Genomic DNA, 23,550 nt, shown 5'->3' with positions numbered 1-23,550 from the left:
CGCATGTTTAATGGGCTTGTCCTGGCGCAGGCAGGTCTTCGGTCAAAGGCCAGTAAAAGTCGGGTGGCAACCCGGCTTCAGCGCGTTTTTCCTCGTTGAACGGAGGTTTAAGGACCCCGTGGAAATAGCGCCGTACAAGCTCATGAAACACATCCTTGGGATCTGCATTCTCTCTTCCGCACAAAAAGTGGAACCATTTTGATCCATAGGCGACATGTCCCACCTCTTCGGCATAGATGACCTCAAGCGCGGCGATGGCGTGGTCGTCCTTGGCTTTGCGGAAGATGTCGATCATGCCCGGCGTGACGTCTAGCCCGCGAGCTTCAAGCACCATTGGAACAACCGCTAGACGGCCCATCAGGTCCTCGGCCGTGTCTTCTGCGGCGCGCCACATGCCGGCATGGGCGGGCAGGGCGCCATAGTGACTGCCCATGCGTTCAAGGCAATCGCAAACCATTTCGAAATGGCGCGATTCTTCTTCGGCGCATTTGACCCAGTCGTCATAGAACCCAATTGGCATGGGAACATGCCCGAACCGCGCCATGATGTCCCAATGCAGGTCAACCGCATTCAACTCGATATGGGCGACTGCATGCAGCAGAGCGATCCGTCCCGCTTCGGTGCCAGGTTTGCGTTTGGGTACTTCGCGGGGAGACAGCAGTTCAGGCCGTTCCGGCCGCGCCGGTTGTAGCGGAGGCGTCGAGGTACCGACCTTGATCTCGGGTGCATCGCCTTTTCGCGCAGCGAACCATTCGGCAGCATAGCGTTTGGACAGGGCGGTCTTGGCCCGCCCATCCGCCGTGGTCAGAACTTCGGTTGCCATCAGGGTCAGTGTTTTGGGCACAGGTCCGCTCCGTTCAGGTTTGGGCGGGTCTTAAACCGGATGGCAACCGCAGGAAAGAGCCGTCAGAGCGCGCGCACCGCCTCAAGCACCTCGTCCACATGACCGGGCACTTTGACTTTGCGCCAAGCGCGGGCAATCTTGCCCTCGGCGTCGATCAGAAATGTAGACCGTTCGATCCCCATCGACTTGCGGCCATACATGTTCTTTTCGACCCAGACGCCATAGTCTTCGCATACGGTTGATCCTTCGTCGGACAAAAGCGGTGTGGTCAGGCTGTGTTTGGCGACGAATTTGTCATGCTTGGCGACGCTGTCGCGCGAAATGCCGAAAACGTGAGCCCCGGCATCGGCAAAGGCCTGAAGTTGTTCCGAGAAACCGATGGATTCCTTGGTGCAGCCCGGCGTATCATCACGGGGATAGAAAAACAAAACGACGGCACCTCCGCGCAGATCCGACAACGTGACCTCGCCACCGCCGTCACGGGGCAAAGTGAAATCAGGGGCGATGTCTGTAACGTCGGGCATTGGAAACTCCGTTAAAGGTTTTTATGTGCTGCTCGGGATCATAGGGCGGTACGAGCGGGTTGAAAGGCGTGGATAGCAATTTGGTGCAGCACGACGAAAAAAGTGCAGACCAGAGCCAGACACCTCGGCGTCGCAGGTCGCGTCGTCGGTTGGCCGCCTATGTGACCCTTGGCGTTACTTTGACACTCGGTGGGTTGGCTGTTGCCGGTTGGTTCTTTCTGATCGGTCACCAGTTGCACGCGCCGCAATGGATGCGCACTCAGGCTGAAAATCGGCTGGATCAGACGTTGGGCGGTTTGAAGGTCAGGTTTGGAGAGGCGACGTTTTTTGTTAATGAGCAGTGGCTTCCTCGCCTCAAATTAAGTGACGTGACGATCAGCGACGCGACCGGGCAACAGATCGCTCAGGTCGGAGATCTGCGCACGCGCCTGTCAATGCGGGGCCTTCTGCGTGGGCAAATCCGGCCCCGCCGCATCATCCTGCAAGATGCGCAGATCGCGCTGACGCGTAACAAGGACGGAGCGCTGTCGCTGACGGTCGGGTCCGGCAGCTCTCCGGTGCAAGAAGCGCCGACGCTGGCCGAGTTGATTGAAGAATCGGATGACGTGTTCTTGTCACCGATCTTGTCCGGTTTGCGCTCGGTCGAGCTGCAATCGCTGACGTTGGATTATCAAGACCTGCGGCTGGGACGGGCTTGGGTGTTTGATGGCGGTCATATCAACGTAACGCGCGATGGGGACGAGATGCGCCTTGCCACCGGGTTCTCGGTTCTGACGGGACGGGACTATGCCAGTTCGATTGAGGCAAACTACACAAGCCTTCTAGGCAGCCCACAGGCGAGTTTCGGGTTTTCGATCACAGACTTACCAGCTGAAGATATAGCGGGGCAAAGCCTCGCCCTGTCGTGGTTGCAGGTTCTGAAAGCCCCGATTTCAGGATCTTTGCGTGGCAGCGTCGATGACCAGGCGTCTCTGGGCCCACTATTCGCGACACTGAACCTTGGTGCGGGTGCAGTTCAGCCGACGCCCGAGACGCGCCCTATACGGTTCGACTCGGCCCGTACATATTTCACCTATGACCCGAGCCAGCACGTACTGGACTTCAACGAAGCATCCGTGGTCTCGGATCTCGGGGCGGTTCAAGCTGAAGGCAAAGCGTTTCTGGAGGGCATCGAAGATGGTACGCTAGAGAGCCTGACCGCTCAGTTGAAGCTGAACGACATCGACATCTATCCCGGTGGTCTTTTCCCGGAATCGTTGGAATCAGCCCGAGCTGAGTTGGACTTTCAGATGAAGCTCCTGCCTTTCGAATTGCGCCTGGGGCAAATGACGCTTGTCGAAGCTGGTCATACGCTGCGGGCCTCGGGGCGCTTGCTGGGTCGCCCGGACGGATGGGTGGCGGCGCTGGATGCTGATCTGGACAATATGACCGCGGACCGATTGCTGAACTATTGGCCCGAAATTCTGGCTCCTAAGCCGCGCTTGTGGGTGTCCGAAAACCTGTACGAAGGCGATTTTTCGGGCGTAGAATTCTCGCTGCGCCTGCGCCCTGAAACCAAGCCAGATATCTATTTGGGGTTCGGTTTCGATAACGCAAAGATAAGATACGCCAAGACCCTGCCGCCCATCCAGAACGCGCAAGGGCGGGTGAGTTTGTTGGAAAACCGGTTTACGGCCTCGGCAGAAAGCGGCGTTGTGGTCGCCGATCAGGGTGGCGCCGTGGATGCGTCGGGGACGTCGTTTATCATCCCTGACACGACACTTAAAAAGAACTCGCCCGCGATTGTGCGGATCAAGGCCAAGGGTAAAGCCACTGCCGCGCTGTCGCTGCTGGATCTGCCGCCACTGGAGTTGCTGAGCAAAGCCGGGTTGCCGGTAGATCTTGCAGCAGGAGATGTCAGCCTGTCAGGCACGCTGTCGCTGCCGATGAAGAAGGGGCTAAAGTTCGAAGACACCGAGTTCCACTTTACCGGTGACATAGACAACGTGGAAAGCGATCGTCTGGTTCCGGGGTTCGTTGTCAGTGCCGACCGGCTGACGCTATCCGGAGATCAGACTGCCGTCGAGATCGGAGGGTACGGCCTGTTTGGCGACGTTCCAATGCATGCAACATGGCGACAGCCCATCGGAGGGGCAGCTCCGCAACGCAGCGAACTCTCAGGCGAAATCGAGCTGTCTCCGCGTCTGATGACCGAGTTGAAGGCCGGGCTGCCGCAAGGGATGCTGACCGGAGAAGGGACGGCTGACATCACATTGGGCATCGGCGCGGGCGAGCCCATAGAACTCACCGCGACTTCTGATCTGGTGGGGGTGGGCCTGTCGATCCCCGAACTGGGTTGGAGCAAAGGCCGTCGGACCAAAGGCGCGATGACCCTCGATGCGACGTTGGGCGATCAGCTGCGGGTCAACTCGTTGAAACTGGATGCAGCAGGACTTCGCAGCACCGCGTCGATTTCGTTCCGCGAGGGTGGTGAGTTCGATAAGGTCGAATTCAGCTCGTTCGATCTGGGGAACTGGCTTGCAGTTCCGGCGGAACTGGTCAGCCGCGGCGCATCCGTGCCCGATATCCGGGTACAGGGCGGGGTGATGAATCTTGGGGCGGCCACCTTCGGAGGAAGTGGCGGCAGTGGCAGCGGAGGGGCTGGAAACGGGCCGAACCTGGATGTGGTATTGGACCGCCTGCAAGTGACAGACAGCATCGCCTTGACGGGTTTCAAAGGCGATTTCCGAACCACGGGCGGCGTCACCGGCGCTTTCACGGCACGTATCAACGGTGCTGCGCCGGTTCGGGGTACTATCACGCCCAGAGGTGCACGCAGCGCGGTCGAATTGACATCAGAAGATGCCGGTGAGGCGCTGCGATCTGCCGGGGTGATTACGCAGGCCCGCGGCGGGACCTTGACCATGACATTGGAACCAGTAGGCAACGGCAGCGACTACGACGCCAACCTGAAAATTTCGAACACCCGCATAACCGATGCTCCGGCGATGGCGGCGCTGCTGAACGCCATCAGCCTTGTCGGTTTGATCGACGAAATGGCCGGGCAAGGCATCTTTTTCTCGACTATCGAAAGTCGGATGCGCATTACGCCGACCGAGATCAAGGTCTTAAGTGGCAGCGCCGTTGGTCCCTCAATGGGGCTGTCGTTCGACGGTACGGTTGATCTGGCAAACGGGCTTCTGAATCTGCGGGGGGCGATCTCGCCGATCTACCTGGTCAACGCGATCGGCAGTGTTTTCACCAAGAAGGGGGAAGGGGTGATCGGCTTTAACTATACGCTGACCGGCCCGTTGAGTGCGCCTAAAGTGTCGGTCAATCCACTGTCCGGTCTGGCCCCTTTGTTTTTACGTAATCTGTTGCGTGCACCGGCGCCGACCGTGGCAGATGGCCCGAATGCGCAACCCGTTCGACCCGACAAGCCGAAAAAGACCTTTGGGTCTCCGTCCGGCGATCGGTGAATTGGGCTGTTGCTGAATCCACTGAGGCCTTGTAAGGCGCGCGCATGAAACTGAGCGATTTTGATTTCCACCTGCCTGAAGACTTGATTGCCACGCGGCCTGCGACCCCTCGGTCATCGGCGCGTCTGTTGGTTGCAAACGGCGACGAGACTTCGGATGCGCATGTTTTCGATCTGCCCGACTGGCTGCAACCCGGAGATCGCCTTGTTCTGAACGACACCCGCGTGATCCCCGCACGGTTGAGCGGCCGCCGTCATCGGGACAGTGCGCAGGGGCCGGTCTCGGCCGCGATCGAGGCGACCCTGCTGGAGCCGCGGGCGGACGGGACATGGACCGCTTTGATCAAGCCGTTGAAAAAGGTCAAACCCGGTGAGGATATCAGGTTTTCGGATGAGTTGAGCGCGACGCTGGACCGGGTCGAAGACGGGCAGGCCCACCTGCGGTTCAACCTGACGGGTGAGGATTTCGACACCGCACTGGAGCAGGCCGGAGCGATGCCTTTGCCGCCCTATATCGCTGCCAAGCGCCCGGCAGATGAACAGGACAAGACCGACTATCAAACCATCTGGGCGCGCAATTCTGGCGCAGTCGCGGCCCCTACGGCATCGTTGCACTTCGACTCGGCGGTGATGCAGGCACTTCAAGCGCGGGGCGTGGCGATCACTCATGTTACATTGCATGTCGGGGCGGGGACTTTCCTGCCGGTCAAGGTCGAGGATGTAACAACTCACAAGATGCATGCGGAATGGGGCCGGGTCAGCGAAGCGGCCGCGCAAGAAATCCGTGACACCAAGGCTGCTGGTGGCCGGGTGATCCCGGTCGGCACAACGGCTTTACGACTGATCGAAAGCGCGGCGCGCGGTGGCGACATTCAGGCATGGGAAGGTGAGACAGACATTTTCATCTACCCAGGATTTCAGTTCAACGTGACCGACGCGTTGATGACGAACTTTCACTTGCCGAAATCTACATTGTTGATGCTGGTATCGGCATTGATGGGGCAAGATCGGATGCGCGACGTCTATGCCCATGCGATTGAACAGAAATATCGCTTCTTCTCGTATGGGGATGCGTCGCTGCTGGTCCCAAAGTGACGTAAGTGTCGGGATCACGTCATCGTAATGTCGTAGACAAACACGACGGATACCCGCTTTCATATCAAAACGAACCTAAACGTCAGGTCGGCACAATTCGGAGGCCCCAATGATTCAGGTCCTTTCCAGCGCATGGGCGCTTCTTCTTGGGATGGGTCTTCTTATGATCGGCAACGGCCTGCAGGGGACGATCCTCGGTGTCCGTGGCGAGATCGAGGGGTTTTCGACCCTCCAAATGTCATTCGTGATGTCGGCCTATTTCGTGGGATTCCTCGGCGGATCCCGCCTTGCGCCCGAGATGATCCGGCGCGTCGGACATGTCCGTGTCTTTGCTGCGCTGGCCTCATTCATTTCGGCAGTGATGATCATGTATCCACTGCTCACCAACGAGATTGCGTGGATTCTGGGCCGGGTGGTGATCGGGTTTTGCTTTTCTGGCGTGTATGTCACCGCTGAAAGCTGGCTGAACAACGCGGCCAACAACGAAAACCGCGGGCAAGCACTGTCGCTTTACATGATTGTGCAGATGACCGGGATCATCTCGGCGCAGGGGCTTGTTCTGATTGGTGACCCGTCCGGCTATGAGACGTTCGTGATCGCCTCGATTCTGGTTTCGGTTTCTTTTGCACCGATCCTGCTGTCGATCTCGCCGACACCGGCCTTCGATACCACCAAACCGATGACCCTGCGCGAGTTGATGGGGAAATCTCCGTTGGGATGTGTTGGGATGTTCCTTCTGGGCGGCGTGTTCTCGGCGCAGTTTGGCATGGCTTCGGTCTATGGCGCGCGGGCGGGTTTGTCGTTGGCCGAAATCTCGACTTTCGTGGCTGCGTTCTATGTCGGAGCGGTGCTGCTGCAATACCCTCTGGGATGGTTCTCGGACCGGATGGACAGGCGATTTCTGATCATGCTGGTGGCGATCACTGGGGCTGCCGGGGCGGTCTGTGGCATGCTGTTCGGCGTGTCATTCCCGATCCTGTTGGTCTCGGCTTTTGTCATTGGCGGCATGTCTAACCCGCTTTACTCGATGCTGATCGCCCATACGAACGACTTTCTGGAGCATGAAGATATGGCAGCTGCGTCCGGAGGGCTGGTGTTCATTAACGGTATGGGCGCAATCTCGGGGCCGCTGATTACAGGTTGGTTGATGGGGGACAAAGTCTTGGGACCGCCGGGCTTTTTCCTGATCATTGCTGCGTTGCTGGCCATGACGGCTGTTTATGCGATGTACCGCATGACACAGCGCGCCGCGATTCCCGTCGACGAGACCGGTACAATGTCTCCGATCTATCCAACATCCTCGCCCGTTGCCTTCGAGGTCGCGCAGGAAGTAGCCATCGAAGCTGCCGAGGAAGCGGCAGAGGCCGAGCAGGATACGCAGAATGTTGCCTAAAACACGGAATTATTGCGCAAATGTTGCAATATGTTACTGTCACAAATCTGTAAAACGCCCTTAAATGACGTTACGTCCCTGGGGAGGCGAACATACGGAGTTAAGGGCAATGGCAGGGCCTGAAGACGTACTGAGTTTTTGGTTGGATGAAGTCGGCCCCAAGGGTTGGTATCTGCAGGATGAGGCACTGGATGCTGAAATCCGGGAAAAATTCCTGACCACGTGGGAAGCCGCGAATGAGGGCGAGTTCTCACTTTGGCTTACCTATCCCAGCGGCGCGCTGGCCTACATCATTCTGATGGATCAGTTTCCGCGCAACATGTTCCGAGGCAGCGCCAAGGCGTTTGCGTCTGATCGTGCGGCGTTGTCGGCCGCGAAGTGTGCCGTCGACAAGGGTTGGGATCTTAGGATCGACGAACCCGCCAGGCAGTTCTTTTATCTGCCACTGATGCACTCTGAGAACCTGTGTGATCAGGAACGCTGTGTGCGACTGATGTGTCAAAACATCCAAGGCGACGCCAGCAATCTGTTGCACGCCCGAGCCCATCGTGAGGTGATCCGCCAATTCGGTCGTTTCCCTTATAGGAACGAGGCGCTGTCGCGCCCCATGACCGAACACGAAGCAGCCTATGTGGACATGGGTGGCTATGGGGCGACGGTGCGGGAATTGCAGGCTGCTGGTTAACTACCCGGTACGCACCCACGGATAGCGATAATTCGGTCGGCGGCAACGTCGGCCGTGGTTGTAATAGCGGTTTGTATCAGCTCATCCGGTGCTTCGGTCAGGTCTGCGATGCGTGTCTGAGCTGCTTGCAGTTTAGTTTCGAGCCCGTCGAGTTTACCTAGTGCCGCTGAAATCTGTTGCGCTGTGGCGCTGTCGAAAAGGATTGTATTGTCTCGCAGCGAGGAAAGCTCGCTGCGCAAGGCCGTCAATTCTCCGCGCACGCCCTGAACCTCGTCTTTAAGCGGGGCAACAATGTGAATGTTCTCTGCGAAGGCTGTCGTTACGCCTTCAACGGTCGATGCTAGTTTCCAGCCCAAAAACAGACACAAAGCCACCAGGATCAGCGTTGCGTTCAACATAGCAAGCAACAGGTCGGAGAGTGTTCTGGCCATGATAAGTCATTCCAATTCGTCGTGAAAAATAATGGGTCGGGTTGCCCCGGTATCTATGTTCTAGCCATTAGCAACTGTGCGGTATAGGCTGAAAAATGCGCGATGAGCGCGAATTGACCCGCCGTTAGTAATGTCGCGGGCAATTTCGTTGATGCATGTCTAAATATAGTTTAATGGTGAACTAATTTCTGCATCGACCTGCGCCGAGAGGGAAACATGGCTGCAAAATCTTTTGATCTTATTGTAATTGGCGCCGGCCCTGGCGGCTATGTGGCGGCCATTCGCGCGGCGCAGCTTGGGCTGAAGGCTGCTGTGGTAGAGCGCGAGCATCTGGGTGGCATCTGTTTGAACTGGGGATGCATCCCGACCAAGGCGCTTCTGCGCTCGTCTGAGGTGTTCCATTTGATGGAGCGGGCAAAGGATTTCGGCCTCAAGGCCGAGAAGATCGGCTATGATCTGGATGCGGTGGTTAAACGATCACGCGGAGTCGCGGGCCAGTTGTCGGGTGGCATTGGCCACCTGTTGAAAAAGAATAAAGTGACCGTAGTGATGGGCGAGGCGACGATCCCCGCCAAGGGCAAGGTTTCGGTAAAAACCGAAAAGGGAACCGAAGAGCTGACGGCCAAGAACATCGTTCTGGCCACCGGCGCCCGCGCGCGCGAGCTGCGGGGGCTTGAAGCAGATGGTGATCTAGTCTGGACTTACAAGCACGCGCTGCAACCGCCACGGATGCCGAAGAAGTTGTTGGTTATCGGTTCGGGCGCGATCGGTATCGAATTTGCCAGCTTCTACAACACGCTTGGGGCTGATACGACCGTGGTCGAGGTGATGGATCGCGTATTGCCTGTCGAGGACGCGGAAATCAGCGCCTTTGCCAAGAAAGCTTTTGCCAAACAGGGCATGACCATCATGGAAAAAGCGATGGTTAAGCAGTTGGATCGCGCCAAGGGCAAGGTTACCGCGCATATTGAGGTCAAAGGTAAAGTCGAAAAACACGAGTTCGACACCGTGATCTCGGCCGTTGGAATCGTTGGTAACGTCGAAAATCTCGGGCTTGAGGCTTTGGGTGTCAAAATCGACCGAACCCACGTTGTGACGGATGAATTCTGCCGGACCGGGGTCGATGGGCTTTACGCGATCGGGGATATCGCGGGCGCGCCTTGGTTGGCGCATAAGGCAAGCCATGAGGGCGTCATGGTTGCTGAGTTGATCGCTGGCAAACATGCGCATCCGGTCAAACCGGAAAGCATCGCGGGTTGTACTTATTGCCAGCCGCAGGTCGCCTCGGTCGGCTATACCGAAGCCAAGGCGAAAGAGCTGGGCTATGACGTCAAAGTGGGTCGCTTCCCCTTTATCGGAAATGGCAAAGCAATAGCGTTAGGTGAACCAGAGGGGATGATCAAAACGATCTTTGACGCCAAAACCGGTGAATTGCTGGGCGCGCACATGATCGGCGCAGAAGTCACAGAGTTGATTCAGGGCTACGTGGTCGGACGTCAGTTGGAAACTACGGAAGAGGATCTGATGAACACGGTTTTCCCGCATCCAACCCTGTCGGAAATGATGCATGAAAGCGTGTTGGACGCTTATGGCAAGGTCATTCACATGTGATCGGCCAGGGTTGGGGGCGCTGCCCCCGCCGCCCTTTGGGCGACTCCCCCGAGGTATTTCCGGCCAGATGAAGAGACGAATCCTTCATTCATCTGGCCAAAAACACCTCGGAGCGCGAGGCAGAGCCTCGCTGAAAACCTAGCGCGTTAGCGCGTCCAGGATGCGGGCCCAGGACCGGATGCCTTTGTGAAAGCTTTTGACGTCGTATTTCTCATTCGGCGAGTGAATCGCGTCATCATCGTTGGCAAAGCCGACAAGCATCGAGTCCAAACCCAGTTCGGTATTGAAATATCCGACCACAGGTATTGAGCCTCCCATACCGGTGAACACGGCCTCGCGGCCCCACTCATCAGACAATGCGCCGCGGGCGGCTTCGAATTCAGGCCGTTCTAGATTCATGACCGAGGCCGGAGAACCTTCCAGATCACTGTCCCATTCGACATTTGCGTCGGCGGACAGACGGTCTTCGACATGTTTGCGGATTTTTTTGCGCAAATCATCAGGATCCATGTCGCCAACCAGACGACAAGTAATCTTGCAGTGCGCGCGTGACGGAATCACCGTTTTTGAACCTGCGCCGTTGTATCCCCCCCACAGGCCGTTGACTTCGAGCGTTGGCCGCGCCCATTGCTGTTCGAGTGTTGAGTACCCTTTTTCACCGTGCGGTTGAGAATAGCCCACGGAGTTAAGATAGTCTTCCTCGTCAAACCCGCAGCCTTGCCACTGACGAAGTTGGTCCGTTGGAACTTCGTGGACGCCATCATAAAAGCCTTCGACAGCGACGCGGCCGGACGCGTCGTCATAGAAAGAAGCAACGATCCTTGACAGTTCGCGCAGTGGATTCAGACCGGGGCCGCCGTAATGCCCCGAGTGCAGATCGATACGCGGACCAATGATGGTGAACTCATCCTTGAGCATTCCGCGTAGTTGCGAAGCGATCGAAGGCACGCCGCGCGACACCATCGAGGTATCGCAGACCAAAGCCAAGTCGGCTTTCAATTCGGCGGCGTTCTCGCGCAGGAAAGGCACCAGAGAAGGTGAGCCAGACTCTTCCTCGCCTTCGAAGAAAAATGTGATGCGACAGGGCAGGGTACCGTGCACTGCTTTCCACGCGCGACAGGCTTCGACAAAGGTCATCAATTGGCCCTTGTCGTCAGATGATCCGCGACCGCGGATGACAGGGCCGTTTTCTGTGTCCTCGATTGCGGGGTCAAAGGGGTCTCGGTTCCACAGGTCTAACGGGTCCACCGGCTGCACATCATAATGCCCGTAAAAGAGAACATGGGGGGCGTCGCTGTCTTCTCCGATGTGACCAACGACCATCGGATGACCTGTGGTTTCGCGCTTTTCGGCATGAATGCCGATTGTTTTCAGATCGGCGACCAACCAATCGGCGGCCTGGCTGACCTGTGCGTCAAACGCGGGATCCGTCGAGATGGAGGGGATGCGCAACAGCTCCATCAGGCGGTCGATTGAGGTTTGCAAATCGGCGTCGATACGGTTCAGAACTGCGTCAAGCGTCATGGAAGGCTCCTGCCAATGGGATTTATGGCCAAACCCTATCAGCGCGGATGGCGCCGTCCAGCCCATATGCCGGCGAATATTGGGTAATATCGGAAACATGGCGCGCTGCCCTGCGTCGTTTCCCCACGTCCGATAGCCGTAACTTTACTTGTCGCGTCACAAGTGAAGCGATATTTGATGCAAATCAAATAAGCATTCCCGGACTCGGTTATATGGTCCGAGCACTTGGGAACACATCGGCGTCGTTCGAAAACGGGGTCGTGGAATATGTCCGGTCAATGTGGATTGGCTGGGCTGTTAAGGAGAAACCGGTGGACTATACTGCTCAGCTCGATACTGCGATTGCCAGGCTGCACGACGAAGGACGCTACCGGACCTTCATCGACATTGAACGTCGCAATGGTCATTTCCCGCATGCGGTTCACACCCGCCCAGACGGGTCCCAGCAAAACATCACGGTATGGTGCGGCAACGACTATCTTGGCATGGGACAAAACCCTGTTGTCCTGAGCGCCATGCACGAGGCTGTGGAGTCCGCCGGTGCCGGCTCAGGCGGTACACGCAATATTTCGGGCACAACGGTTTACCATAAACAGCTTGAGGCCGAGCTGGCCGATTTGCACGGCAAGGAAGCCGCGCTGCTGTTCACGTCTGCTTATATCGCCAACGACGCGACGCTGAGCACTTTGCCCAAACTGTTCCCCGGGCTGATCATCTATTCGGATGCTTTGAACCACGCCTCGATGATCGAAGGTGTACGCCGCAATGGTGGGGCGAAACGTATTTTCCGTCACAACGACGTTGCGCATCTGCGCGAACTTCTTGAAGCCGACGATCCTGCCGCACCCAAGCTGATCGCGTTCGAATCCGTCTATTCGATGGATGGTGACTTTGGTCCAATCGAAGAGATCTGTGATCTCGCCGATGAGTTTGGCGCTCTGACATATATCGATGAGGTCCACGCGGTAGGCATGTATGGCCCTCGGGGCGGTGGCGTGACCGAGCGGGACCGTCTGGCCCACCGGATCGACATCATCAACGGCACGCTGGCAAAAGCCTTTGGCGTCATGGGTGGTTATATTGCGGCAAGCGCGAAAATGTGTGATGCAGTGCGTTCTTACGCGCCGGGTTTCATCTTTACCACGTCTCTGCCGCCAGCCGTCGCAGCGGGTGCCGCGGCGTCGGTCGCTTATTTGAAGAATGCTCCTGAACTGCGCGAGCAGCACCAGACGCAGGCCAAAATTCTCAAACTGCGGCTCAAGGGGTTGGGCCTTCCATTGATCGACCACGGCAGTCACATTGTCCCGGTGATTGTTGGCAACCCGGTTCACACCAAGAAGCTGAGCGATATGTTGCTGGATGACTATGGCATCTATGTCCAGCCGATCAATTTCCCGACCGTTCCACGCGGAACGGAGCGCTTGCGGTTTACGCCGTCACCTGTTCACGGACCCAATGAAATGAACAGTCTGGTTCAGGCGATGGACGAACTTTGGTCACATTGTGCGCTAAATCGCGCCGAACTCGCAGGTTAACCTCACGCCAAAGTGTGCAACGTGTGTTTCACGTGTTAGGCTTAAGCTAACAAAAGAAGTGACCGAATCGTGTAGGATTGATTCGGTTCTTGCGTGAAACACGCGTAGGCAGAATGGGGCAGCAGGGATGATTGGGCGCAGATCTCAGCGCGAATCCGAAGATGAAACCGACGTCCGGCCAAAGGGCTTTGACGATTACGAGGTGAGTCTGGGAGATCGGATGCGCGGGGAACGCGCAACGATGGGCAAGTCCTTACTGGATGTCCAACGCGAGCTGCGGATCAAAGCCAACTACATTGCAGCCATAGAAGACGCTGACCCTGACGCGTTTGATACACCGGGTTTTATCGCAGGGTACGTCAGATCTTACGCGCGTTACCTGGGTATGAACCCGGATGAAACCTTTGCCACCTTTTGTGCCGAAAGCGGGTTTGAAGTTGCCCATGGCATGTCAGCCGAAGCATCGGTTGTACGCAAACCAAATGGAGGGCTGCCCGCGCGCGGCCCCATGGGGCGCGATCCCTTTACCTCTCCTAACACGCCGTTTGTTCCCGGACGTGAGTCGTTTGTCAGCCAGATCGAGCCGCGTGCAATCGGGTCTTCGCTGGTTTTGCTGGCTGTAATATGTGGCATAGGATACGGCGGATGGGCGGTGCTGAACCGCATTCAGCAAGTTCAAGTCAGCCCGGTTGAGCAAGCACCTGTTGTTCTGTCCGACCTCGATCCGTTGGACGTTGCGCGCAGTGCGACACCAGACGAACAAGTGGCGGCGACCGATTTGCCAAGCGCTGAAGCTCTGGACCGGCTGTATCGTCCCCAGGCGTTGGACCTGCCGGTATTGGTGGCCCGAGACGCGCCGATTTCTACGCTGGACCCTCGTACAGTTGGAACATTCCAGCCGCCCGAGCCGCCTCAGATTGAAGTGGCCGAGGTGCACACGGTCGAACGTCCCGCCTTGCCGCAGGTTGTTGAAAAGCTGGATACGACGCTGAAGATTGTGGCTGTGAATCCTTCGTGGATGCGCGTAACTGCTGCGGATGGCAGTATCATCTTCGAAGGCACATTAGGAACGGTAGAGCAGGGCAACACTTTTGAGGTGCCTCTGACGGAAGAACCTCCGCAACTTCGGGCCGGCGCGTCGGGTTCTGTTTACTTTTCAATGAACGGTGAACACTTCGGCCCGGTAGGCGCGCCGGGAACAGTTGCTAAAGGCGTAATTCTATCCAAGGACGCTGTGGCCGAAACCTACAGTGTTGCGGATCTGGAAGCAGAGCAGAACAGCGCTCTCAAGCGCCTTGTGGCCGAGCTTCAGGCGCAGGAACCTGTTGCTGCATCTGAGTGATCTAGCCATTGCGATAGTGGGTTAAGCGAACTATCTAAAGGCGCAACCTAGTCTGTCTTGGACCTGTTCCCATGTCGCTCAATCACGTTCGTCCGTGGCGCAATATCTACCGCCGCAAATCCCGTCAGATCATGGTTGGCGATGTTGCCATCGGCGGCGATGCCCCGATTGCCGTGCAGACCATGACCAACACTCTGACAACCGACGTTGCAGCAACGGTGGCGCAAGTGCAGGCCGCAGCCGAAGCAGGGGCGGATATCGTGCGGGTTTCGGTCCCGGATGAGGCGTCTTCGAAAGCGTTGAAAGAGATCGTGCGCGAAAGCCCTGTACCGATCGTGGCCGACATCCATTTCCACTATAAACGCGGGATCGAGGCGGCTGACGCGGGCGCAGCTTGCCTGCGGATCAATCCGGGCAATATCGGCGACGAAAAGCGCGTGCAGGAGGTGATCAAAGCCGCCCGCGACCACAATTGCTCGATACGGATCGGGGTCAATGCGGGGTCGCTGGAGAAGCACCTGCTTGAGAAATACGGCGAGCCGTGCCCCGAGGCGATGGTCGAAAGCGGGCTCGAACATATCCGCATTCTGGAAGACAACGACTTTCACAACTTCAAGATCAGCGTGAAGGCCAGCGACGTGTTCCTGTCGGCGGCGGCCTATCAAGGTATTGCCGAGGCCACAGATGCCCCCATCCATCTGGGCATCACCGAGGCTGGGGGGCTGGTCAGCGGCACCATCAAATCCGCCATTGGGTTGGGCAATCTGCTGTGGATGGGGATCGGTGATACGATTCGCGTCAGCCTGTCCGCGGACCCGGTGGAAGAGGTCAAGGTGGGCTATGAGATCCTGAAATCTCTGGGCCTGCGCCATCGCGGTGTGAACATCATCTCATGCCCGTCCTGCGCGCGGCAGGGGTTCGACGTGATCAAGACGGTCGAGGCGTTGGAACAGCGGCTGGAACACATCAAGACACCCATGAGCCTGTCGATCATCGGCTGCGTCGTGAACGGCCCCGGTGAGGCGCTGATGACCGATGTTGGCTTTACCGGCGGCGGTGCGGGGTCTGGCATGGTCTATCTGGCGGGCAAAGCCAGCCACAAAATGTCGAACGATCAGATGATCGACCACATCGTCGAGCAGGTCGAAAAGAAAGCGGCCGAACTGGACGCGGCAGCTGAGGCTGCGGAATAAAATCCAATTTCTGGTCTAGCTGTCACGTTGTGGCCTGAATCTGCAGTTTTTGTGTCGGTATAGATTTCGCAAGCCGGAGCAGTGAACATTGAAAGTTAAAACCATTTGCGCGGGGCTTATGATCACTGCTGTCGCTGCTTGTAGCACCTCTTCCAACATCTACGACGACCGACCAAGTTTTATCCATGTGCCGGTTCCACCGACCCAAGGAACCCAGCTTGGGTATTTGTCGGTGAATGTTGCGGGCTTTAACGATAACGGGGTCACTAAACGAACCGATGTTCGTATAAGCCCAGGCGGGCAGGGAAAACCACGCGGAAAACTGACGCCTGTGATGCAGGTTGATCCGCAACTCACCTCGCGGGTGGCGCTGTCCTTGCGGGATGGGCAGGATTCTCAGGTAGCGTATGCTTTTGCGCAGCAAATCGCGCGTGCAACTTATTGTCCTTCAGGACCAATCGCCAAGAATACGGGAATACGCAAATACTCAAATCCAAAAGATCTGCAGGCGATTCTGTCAGAAAGCCAACGTCAGGGGCGCGATGTTATTCCGGCTGGTATCAAGGGTGAGGCAGTCTCGGCAACAGATTTTCGGACCAATGGCTCGCCAACATGGGTCGTGTCGATGAAGTGTAACGCGCCTTTCCCCTACGACTAACGGGTAAAGGGGCGGTCTTACCGCCCCCATGCTTTTAACCCTGTTCGGCCCGCACGGCGTCTGCGATCTGCAGCATCTGATCGGCAGTCAGGTAGCCGCGCAGCATTTCTGAGCCCAAAACGAAAGATGGCGTACCCGAAATCTGCATCCGACGCGCCAATTCACGGGTCTGATTGATCTCGTCGGTCACACGATCGCTGTCCATCGCCTCCATGATTGCATCGCTGTCCAGCCCAAGGCCATCTGACAAGCGGCGCAGGGTGACTTCGTTGGGCTCTCCGCCAAATTCCATCAAGGCGTCGTGGACTTGTTTATAGGCGTCGTCGCCAGCTACGTGTTTTGTCGCCACGGCAAAGCGGGACGAGACGACGGACGCGTCGCCGAGGATCGGAAACTCTTTGATGACAAACCGGATGTTGCCATCCTCGGCTAGCAATTCGGCCACTTCAGGCACGGCTCGACGGCAATAGCCACACCGATAGTCCATGAACTCGACAAGGGTGATATCGCCGTCCGGGTTTCCGCCAACCCAGCTATAGCCGTCGTTGAACAACTCATCTGCATTGACGGCCACCAGTTCCTTGTCGGCAGCGGCCTCGGCAACGGCGTTGCGTTGTTCAAGTACGTTTATGGCTTCGATGATCACACCGGGGTTTTCTAGAAGATATTCCCGAATCTGAGCGCCGAACTGCTCTTTCTCGGCATCGCTCATGGCGTTCAGGTCCAGCGCCTGTGCAGGACCGGTGATCAGGGAAAGACCCAGAAGGGCCGGTGCAGCATGTCTGAGGATCATTTCCGTTTCCTTTTCTTTTTTTCTGCTTGTTCCGAGGCAATCAGCACATCCTGTGCGCGTTGCCAACCAGGGGATCCCTCGGGCAATTGCCCGACGGCGCGTCTTGCGTGAATACCTGCATCTGCCAGCTGGCCTTGCAAGGCAAATCGTTCGGCGGTGACTGTAGATGCCATGCCAGTATTGCCGGTTTGTGAATAGGCAACGCCCAGATCGCGTAGTAGGCGTGCGTTCTTGAAGTCCCTTGCCCGTGCCTTTTCAAGCACTTGCAGGGCGTTCTTCGTTTCACCATGCGCCAAAAGGGCGCGACCGTATCCTGCCAGAATTAAAGGATCATTGGGCGTGATCTCAACCGCGTGGCGGTATGCCGCGACAGCTGCCTCCACTTGCCGATTTTCAAGCAGGATCTGCCCTTTCAATTCGTAGTAAAACGGATCGTCAGGACGGATAGCCAGTGCTGCGTTTATTGCAGCACGCGCGTTATTCAGGTCCCGGTTCTGGTGATAGGCGGCGGCCTCGCGCATCAGGCGAATGTCCTGAGCGGTTTCCTCTTTGGCGCGGCGCATTGTCCAGCTTGGGGATCTGAGAAAGGCGGATAGTTTGCCTTTAACACGGGCAAACCAATATTTGGCGTTCTGATCTGGAAGCGCACTATCCCCGAACGCGTCCAAAAAGATTTGGGCGGCCCGCAAGCGTTCGCGGCTTGTGGGATGCGAACGCATATAAGGGTCCTGGTTGATCTCGCTCAGCAACTCCTGCCCTGCGAATTTCTGGTGTAGGGCAACCATGCCGCTTGGTGAAATGCCAGCCCACCTGAGGTAGCTGGCAGCGCTTTGGTCGGCCGAGGATTCTTCGGCCCGCGTGTGCCCCAGAAAGCTGCGCAAGGCTGAACCTGATGTGCCCGCGGCGATACCAGCCGCAGCCTCGCCGCCGCCTGCGGCCGCGACGACCAAAGCAAGGGCTGTTCCCAATTGCGAATTGCGTTGTGCGGCCTTTAGGTTTTCAACCCGGCGCGCCAGATGGCCATTGGCGATATGCGCGGCTTCGTGGGCGATGACGGCCTGCAGCATCTCGGGGGACTCGACGTTAAGGATCAGGCCGTAGTTCAGATATATGGTATTGTAATCAATGACAAAGGCGTTGAACGTGCTGTCATTCACCACCAGAACTTGAACTCTGTTGGTGTTCAAGCCCGCAGCACGCAGCACGGGAAACGCCAACTCTCGCAGGCCATATTCGATGTCCGGGTCGCGGATCAGGCTTTGCGCGGCGGATTGAACAACTGTCGCGGCCCATGTCGCTACAAGCAGCAACAGGGCCGGGATTGACGCCAGCCTGGATACACGTTCAAAAGCCATGTCAGCAACATGGGAGATGGGCATGCGAAACTCAACCCGGTCCGAGGTCGATCCGTTTATTGTGATGGACGTGATGGAAGCCGCGCGCAAAGCGGAAGAAGCCGGGCGCACCATCATCCACATGGAGGTCGGCCAGCCTGGCACTGGCGCCCCCACGGGGGCGACAGCCGCGTTGACCCAAGCGATGAAGCATGAGCCGCTGGGCTACACTGTCGCGCTGGGTATGCCTGCGCTGCGTCAACGCATAGCTCGGATGTATGGTGAATGGTATGATGTCGACCTCAACCCTGATCGGGTAGTGGTCACGCCCGGATCGTCTGGGGGGTTTTTGCTGGCGTTCACGGCGCTTTTCGACAGCGGAGACCGGGTTGGAATCGGCGCACCTGGCTATCCGTCTTACAGGCAGATTTTGAAGGCTTTGGGGCTGGTGCCGGTCGACCTGCCCACTGCACCGGAAAATCGGCTGCAGCCAGTGCCGGCGGATTTTGCCGGGCTGGACCTGCAAGGGTTGATGGTGGCCTCTCCGGCAAATCCTACCGGGACGATGCTGGATCGCACGGCAATGGGCGCGCTTATCGAGGCGGCGCAGGGGCAGGGGGCCTCGTTCATCAGTGATGAAATTTACCACGGGCTGGAATATGAGGCCAAGGCTGTCACTGCGCTGGAGCTGGCGGATGAGTGCTATGTGATCAATTCCTTCTCAAAATATTTCTCGATGACAGGTTGGCGCGTCGGTTGGATGGTAGTGCCCGAAGATCAGGTGCGAGTGGTCGAACGGATTGCCCAGAACATGTTTATCTGTGCTCCGCATGCCAGTCAGGTGGCGGCGCTGGCCGCGATGTATTGCGACGAGGAATTGCAAGCTAATCTGGATGTATACCGCAGAAATCGCGCGTTGATGCTGGAAGGGTTGCCCAAGGCAGGGTTCACAAATATCGCGCCGCCTGACGGGGCATTCTATGTTTATGCGGATGTCTCTGAGCTGACCAATGACAGCCAAGCTTTCGCCGCCGAGATTCTGGACAAGGCCGGTGTCGCCGTGACCCCGGGGTTGGATTTTGACCCTCAGCGGGGCCACACGACTTTGAGGTTCTCGTATGCGCGGTCAACCGACGATATCGCCGAGGGCCTAAGCCGACTTGCGCGCTTCATGACCGAGCGGGGATTGTCCAAGGCCAAAGCCTAAGCCGTTCACAAGTGGGCGCAGGTCGGTTAGTCTTGTGCGCAAACGATCTTGGGAAAACTCGAGGCCATGAGCAGGATATTTTTTGCCATAGCGCTCATCTGCGCGCTTGCAGTTTCAGCCTTTGCGCATGATTTCAGCGCATTGGCCCGGATTGAACCTGCAAACAGCCATGTCCAAAATGATGGGCAGGCTGGGGTTCGGGTACAGCTTGGTCTCAGCCAGGGTGTGCCGTATCGGGTATTCACTCTGGAAAACCCCTATCGCGTCGTCCTTGATTTCAAAGAGGTCGATTGGACCGGGCTTGAGAGCGACAGCTTTCTGCAGGCGGATCGCGTGACGTCTGTGCAATTCGGGGCCTATGTGCCGGGGTGGTCTCGGATGGTACTGGAGCTTGGCGCGCCAATGGTCGTCGATACGGCGGGCCTGCGGATTGATTCCGCGTCCGGGGCCGCTGAGTTGTCTTTGCGCCTTAAGCGATCGACTGCGGAAACCTTTGCCACCAGTGCCGGCGCACCGCGACAACCGGGATGGGATCTGCCGGAAGCCGCTGATTTACCCGACGCTCACCCCAATGACGGTCCGCGTCCGCTGCGTGTCATGTTGGATCCCGGACATGGCGGTATTGATCCGGGGGCCGAGGTTCAGGGCGTGAACGAAAAGTCCCTCATGCTGACTTTTGCCCGCGAACTGCGCGAACTTTTGCTGCGTCAAGGCGGGTATGAGGTGATCCTGACGCGGACAGACGACCATTTCGTGTCGCTCGAGCGGCGCATTGCGCTTGCGCACAGGGCGGGGGCGGATGTGTTCATCTCGCTGCACGCGGATATCCTGTCAGAAGGCCGCGCACATGGGGCCGCTGTTTACACCTTGTCCCAAGACGCCTCGGATGTGGCCAGTCACAAACTGGCCGAACGGCACGATCGTGCCGACCTGATCTCGGGTATTGATCTGAGTGGTGCGGACGATCAGGTGGCGGATGTTTTGCTGGATTTAGCGCGTCAGGAAACCCGCCCACGCACAGATGCGTTGGCGGGGGCTTTGGCCAACGGAATGGCTCAACAAGGCGGACCGATGAACAGCCATCCAATCAGAACAGCGTCGTTTTCAGTGCTGAAGGCGGCCGATATCCCTTCGGTTCTGATCGAACTGGGCTTTCTGTCCAGCCCCAGAGACCTGAAAAACATAGTAGATCCCGAATGGCGCATGGGCATGGCGCGGGGGATCCGTGACGGGCTAGAGGATTGGCGTCAGCAGGATGTGATCCGGCGGTCCCTGATTGGTCAGTGACCCTACGGCGTAATCCGGCTAATATGGGTCATCGTGTTTTGACCCAGAGCAGGCGCGCCCTTATATAGACCGCACCGCGAGCAAAAGGCAGTGACGTGATCCGTTTCATATTTTCAATCTTCGGGGCTATCTTCAGCCTCGTGACCCTTGGTGTTTTCATGGCCGCGCTGGTGATTGGCGCGATCTTCTGGATGTATGGGCGCGACCTGCCCAGCCATGAATCGCTGGCGCAGTACAAACCGCCCACGATCAGCCGGATCTATTCGGGCGAAGGCCATTTGATCGACGAATTCGCGCAAGAACGCCGCTTGTTCACGCCGTCCGAGGAAATTCCCGATCTTGTGAAACAGGCGTTTATCTCGGCCGAGGATAAGAACTTCTACACGCATCAGGGCTATGATCCGCGCGGGATCATTGCTGCGGGTGTTGAGGCGGTGAAGTCCAAGGGCGAAAACGTGCGTGGTGCGTCCACGATCACGCAGCAGGTGATGAAGAACTTCCTGCTGTCCGGGGACCGCCGCGCAGAGCGTAAGATCAAGGAAATCATCCTCGCCACCCGGCTTGAGGATACATTGGACAAGGAACAGATTCTCGAACTCTATATGAATGAGATCTTTCTGGGCCAGAACTCGTATGGTGTGACCGCCGCTGCCCAGACCTATTTCAACAAGACGTTGCAGGAACTGGCCCCGCATGAGGCTGCGACTTTGGCCGCGATGCCCAAAGCGCCCTCGGATTACCACCCGGTCCGTCAGAAAGATCGCCTGCTGGCGCGCCGCGACTATGTTCTGCGCGAGATGAACCAGAACGGCTATATCGACAAGGCCACCTATGAGGCCGAGGTCGCGCAACCGTTGCGTTCGGTCCAGAACGGCGATTTCGAAAGCTTCCGTACCGCGTTGCCGCCGCGTGACTATTTCACCGACGAAATCCGTCGTCAGCTGAGCGAGGATTTCGGAGAGGGTGAGTTCTTTACCGGCGGCTTCACCGTCCGAGCCTCGGTGGACGAGGAAATGCAGGTCGAGGCCGCCAAGGCCCTGCGCACAGCGCTGCAGAAATACGACCGGTCGCGCGGGAAATGGCGCGGCACAGGTGAGGTGATCGCCGAAGATGCCCTGTCGGATGAGGCACAATGGCGCGAGGCGCTGGCCGCGATGGAAATCCCCCGCGATGTGGAACTGCCGACGCAATGGTATCCGGCCGTTGTGCTGAACGTGGCCGAGCAAGCTCTGACCGTAGGAATTGAAAACGGCCCGGCAGACGGCACGGTTCCACGTTCGGATATTCAATGGATGCAGGGCAACTTCTTTGACAATTTCAAGCGCGGCGACGTCATCTTGGTGATGGCCGGCGAGGAAGGACAGTGGTCCGCCCGACAGGTGCCCGAAGTACAAGGCGGCTTTGTGGCCATGGACGTGAACTCGGGTCGTGTTCTGGCGATGCAGGGTGGGTTTTCATATCAAGACTCGGTGTTCAACCGCGCCACGCAGGCGCAACGACAGCCGGGATCGAGCTTCAAACCCTTCGTCTATGCCGCCGCGCTGGACAGTGGCTACAGCCCAGCAACCATTGTTGTGGACGCCCCGATCGAGGTGAACACGCCGCAAGGTCTGTGGCGGCCCAAGAACTCGTCGAACAAATTCTACGGCCCGACGCCCTTGCGTACAGGGATTGAACAGTCGCGGAACCTGATGACCATCCGTTTGGCGCAAGAAGTCACGATGCCCGTGGTTGCGGGCTATGCCGAACGGTTTGGAGTTTATGACCGGATGGGCGCATTCCTTGCGAACTCGCTGGGGTCAGAGGAGACGACGCTTTACAAAATGGTCGCCGCCTACGCGATGTTTGCGAATGGTGGTGAGCGGGTCGAGCCCACTCTGGTCGATCGCATTCAGGATCGGTTCGGCAAGACGATCTATCGCCATGACGATCGGCAGTGTCTGGATTGCAACTCGGCATGGTTGGAGCCTGACGAGTCACCCACCATCGAGACCGACCGCTGGCAGGTCATGGACGCCATCACCGCGTATCAGCTGACGTCGATGATGAAAGGTGTTGTGGATCGTGGGACTGCATCTGCTCATGTAAACCTGCCGGTGCCAACGGCTGGCAAAACCGGTACGACCAACGAATCCAAGGATGCATGGTTTATCGGTTTCACCTCGAACATCGTGGCCGGGTGCTACATTGGGTATGACCGCCCGCGTCCGATGGGTAGAGGTGCCTATGGGGGGACAATGTGCGGCCCGGTGTTCCAGAGTTTCATGGAACATGCCACCGAGAAGTATGGTGGCGGTCCGTTCGAAGTGCCTGAGGGTGGCCATTTCATCAAAATCGACCGCTTCAGCGGGGCGCGCCTGCCTGCGGACGCGACCGGTGATTATGTCGTCGCCGAGTATTTCCGCGATGGTGTGGATGGCTTTATCGACCGGGTTTACGATGGTGGGTTTGCGATGGGCTCGGACCTGCCTTTGTTTGAAGAGGCCAGCTCGGGCCGACAGGTGACGACATCGACCGGTGATACGATCACTGTTGGCCCCAACGCCAGCCAGGGTGATCTGCAGGGCGGCGGGCTTTACTGAAATCTTTAAGGGCCGCTCTGACTTGTAGCGGTCCCATGCTCTTGCTATCACGCAG

18 protein-coding genes are annotated in these 23,550 nt (G+C 57.7%); 12 read left to right on the top strand and 6 right to left on the bottom strand.

The genetic code is table 11. From position 1 onward, the window contains the following. Positions 1-7: 7 nt before the first annotated feature. The gene (locus tag ACR0DX_RS01195; protein WP_480845054.1) at positions 8-823 is read right to left on the bottom strand and encodes a ferritin-like domain-containing protein; all 816 of its coding nucleotides are present in this window, start codon (positions 821-823) and stop codon (positions 8-10) included. Between the two features lie 83 nt (positions 824-906). Then, positions 907-1,368, bottom strand: coding sequence for a peroxiredoxin (locus tag ACR0DX_RS01190; RefSeq protein WP_170354500.1), 462 nt, complete (start codon positions 1,366-1,368; stop codon positions 907-909). Positions 1,369-1,436: 68 nt separating this feature from the next. Between ACR0DX_RS01190 and ACR0DX_RS01185 the strand changes: the two genes are divergently transcribed. The 4 genes from ACR0DX_RS01185 to ACR0DX_RS01170 all read left to right on the top strand — a co-directional run bounded on the left by ACR0DX_RS01185 (position 1,437) and on the right by ACR0DX_RS01170 (position 7,998). Next, complete coding sequence (locus ACR0DX_RS01185) at positions 1,437-4,826, top strand: YhdP family protein (RefSeq protein ID WP_480844927.1); 3,390 nt, start codon at positions 1,437-1,439, stop codon at positions 4,824-4,826. Between the two features lie 44 nt (positions 4,827-4,870). Further along, positions 4,871-5,920 (top strand): tRNA preQ1(34) S-adenosylmethionine ribosyltransferase-isomerase QueA, encoded by a 1,050-nt coding sequence (queA, locus tag ACR0DX_RS01180; protein ID WP_480844925.1) that lies wholly within the window; start codon positions 4,871-4,873, stop codon positions 5,918-5,920. 109 nt (positions 5,921-6,029) lie between these two features. Further along, positions 6,030-7,313: an MFS transporter gene (locus tag ACR0DX_RS01175; RefSeq protein WP_170354497.1), complete on the top strand. Its 1,284-nt coding sequence runs from the start codon at positions 6,030-6,032 to the stop codon at positions 7,311-7,313. A gap of 109 nt (positions 7,314-7,422) precedes the next feature. Next, complete coding sequence (locus ACR0DX_RS01170) at positions 7,423-7,998, top strand: DUF924 family protein (protein WP_480844922.1); 576 nt, start codon at positions 7,423-7,425, stop codon at positions 7,996-7,998. Here the strand turns inward: ACR0DX_RS01170 and ACR0DX_RS01165 are convergent. Continuing rightward, complete coding sequence (locus ACR0DX_RS01165) at positions 7,995-8,429, bottom strand: hypothetical protein (RefSeq protein WP_480844920.1); 435 nt, start codon at positions 8,427-8,429, stop codon at positions 7,995-7,997. The genes ACR0DX_RS01170 and ACR0DX_RS01165 overlap by 4 nt on opposite strands. 216 nt (positions 8,430-8,645) lie before the next feature. Between ACR0DX_RS01165 and lpdA the strand changes: the two genes are divergently transcribed. Next, the gene (gene lpdA, locus ACR0DX_RS01160; protein ID WP_170354494.1) at positions 8,646-10,040 is read left to right on the top strand and encodes a dihydrolipoyl dehydrogenase; all 1,395 of its coding nucleotides are present in this window, start codon (positions 8,646-8,648) and stop codon (positions 10,038-10,040) included. 138 nt (positions 10,041-10,178) lie between these two features. Here the strand turns inward: lpdA and ACR0DX_RS01155 are convergent, their stop codons facing one another. Continuing rightward, positions 10,179-11,564, bottom strand: a complete 1,386-nt coding sequence (locus ACR0DX_RS01155) for a M20/M25/M40 family metallo-hydrolase (protein WP_170354493.1) — start codon at positions 11,562-11,564, stop codon at positions 10,179-10,181. A gap of 311 nt (positions 11,565-11,875) precedes the next feature. Between ACR0DX_RS01155 and hemA the strand changes: the two genes are divergently transcribed. The 4 genes from hemA (at position 11,876) to ACR0DX_RS01135 (ending at position 16,292) form a co-directional block, all read left to right on the top strand. Continuing rightward, on the top strand, positions 11,876-13,099 hold the full coding sequence (hemA, locus tag ACR0DX_RS01150; RefSeq protein ID WP_170354760.1) for a 5-aminolevulinate synthase: 1,224 nt from the start codon (positions 11,876-11,878) through the stop codon (positions 13,097-13,099). A gap of 127 nt (positions 13,100-13,226) precedes the next feature. Then, positions 13,227-14,441 carry a helix-turn-helix domain-containing protein gene (locus ACR0DX_RS01145; RefSeq protein ID WP_170354492.1) on the top strand — a complete coding sequence of 405 codons (1,215 nt, stop codon included), beginning with the start codon at positions 13,227-13,229 and terminating at the stop codon, positions 14,439-14,441. Between the two features lie 71 nt (positions 14,442-14,512). Beyond that, the gene (gene ispG / locus ACR0DX_RS01140; protein ID WP_170354491.1) at positions 14,513-15,634 is read left to right on the top strand and encodes a flavodoxin-dependent (E)-4-hydroxy-3-methylbut-2-enyl-diphosphate synthase; all 1,122 of its coding nucleotides are present in this window, start codon (positions 14,513-14,515) and stop codon (positions 15,632-15,634) included. 118 nt (positions 15,635-15,752) lie between these two features. Next, positions 15,753-16,292, top strand: coding sequence for a hypothetical protein (locus tag ACR0DX_RS01135; RefSeq protein WP_480844916.1), 540 nt, complete (start codon positions 15,753-15,755; stop codon positions 16,290-16,292). A 34-nt stretch (positions 16,293-16,326) separates the two neighbouring features. On the opposite strand, the gene ACR0DX_RS01130 is transcribed toward ACR0DX_RS01135, so the two are convergent. After that, entirely contained in the window at positions 16,327-17,085 is a 759-nt protein-coding gene (locus ACR0DX_RS01130) for a DsbA family protein (RefSeq protein ID WP_170354489.1), read from the bottom strand. After that, positions 17,082-18,464 carry a M48 family metalloprotease gene (locus tag ACR0DX_RS01125; RefSeq protein ID WP_480844914.1) on the bottom strand — a complete coding sequence of 461 codons (1,383 nt, stop codon included), beginning with the start codon at positions 18,462-18,464 and terminating at the stop codon, positions 17,082-17,084. Before ACR0DX_RS01125 ends, ACR0DX_RS01130 begins: the two co-directional genes overlap by 4 nt. Between ACR0DX_RS01125 and ACR0DX_RS01120 the strand changes: the two genes are divergently transcribed. The 3 genes from ACR0DX_RS01120 to ACR0DX_RS01110 all read left to right on the top strand — a co-directional run bounded on the left by ACR0DX_RS01120 (position 18,463) and on the right by ACR0DX_RS01110 (position 23,495). Further along, positions 18,463-19,626, top strand: coding sequence for a pyridoxal phosphate-dependent aminotransferase (locus ACR0DX_RS01120; RefSeq protein ID WP_480844912.1), 1,164 nt, complete (start codon positions 18,463-18,465; stop codon positions 19,624-19,626). The genes ACR0DX_RS01125 and ACR0DX_RS01120 overlap by 2 nt on opposite strands. A 66-nt stretch (positions 19,627-19,692) precedes the next feature. Continuing rightward, complete coding sequence (locus tag ACR0DX_RS01115) at positions 19,693-20,913, top strand: N-acetylmuramoyl-L-alanine amidase (protein WP_170354486.1); 1,221 nt, start codon at positions 19,693-19,695, stop codon at positions 20,911-20,913. A gap of 95 nt (positions 20,914-21,008) precedes the next feature. Beyond that, positions 21,009-23,495, top strand: a complete 2,487-nt coding sequence (locus tag ACR0DX_RS01110) for a penicillin-binding protein 1A (RefSeq protein ID WP_170354485.1) — start codon at positions 21,009-21,011, stop codon at positions 23,493-23,495. Positions 23,496-23,550: the final 55 nt, after the last annotated feature.

It is taken from the genome of Ruegeria sp. D3 (assembly GCF_056534465.1).
This window is presented reverse-complemented; position numbering and strand designations above follow the sequence as displayed.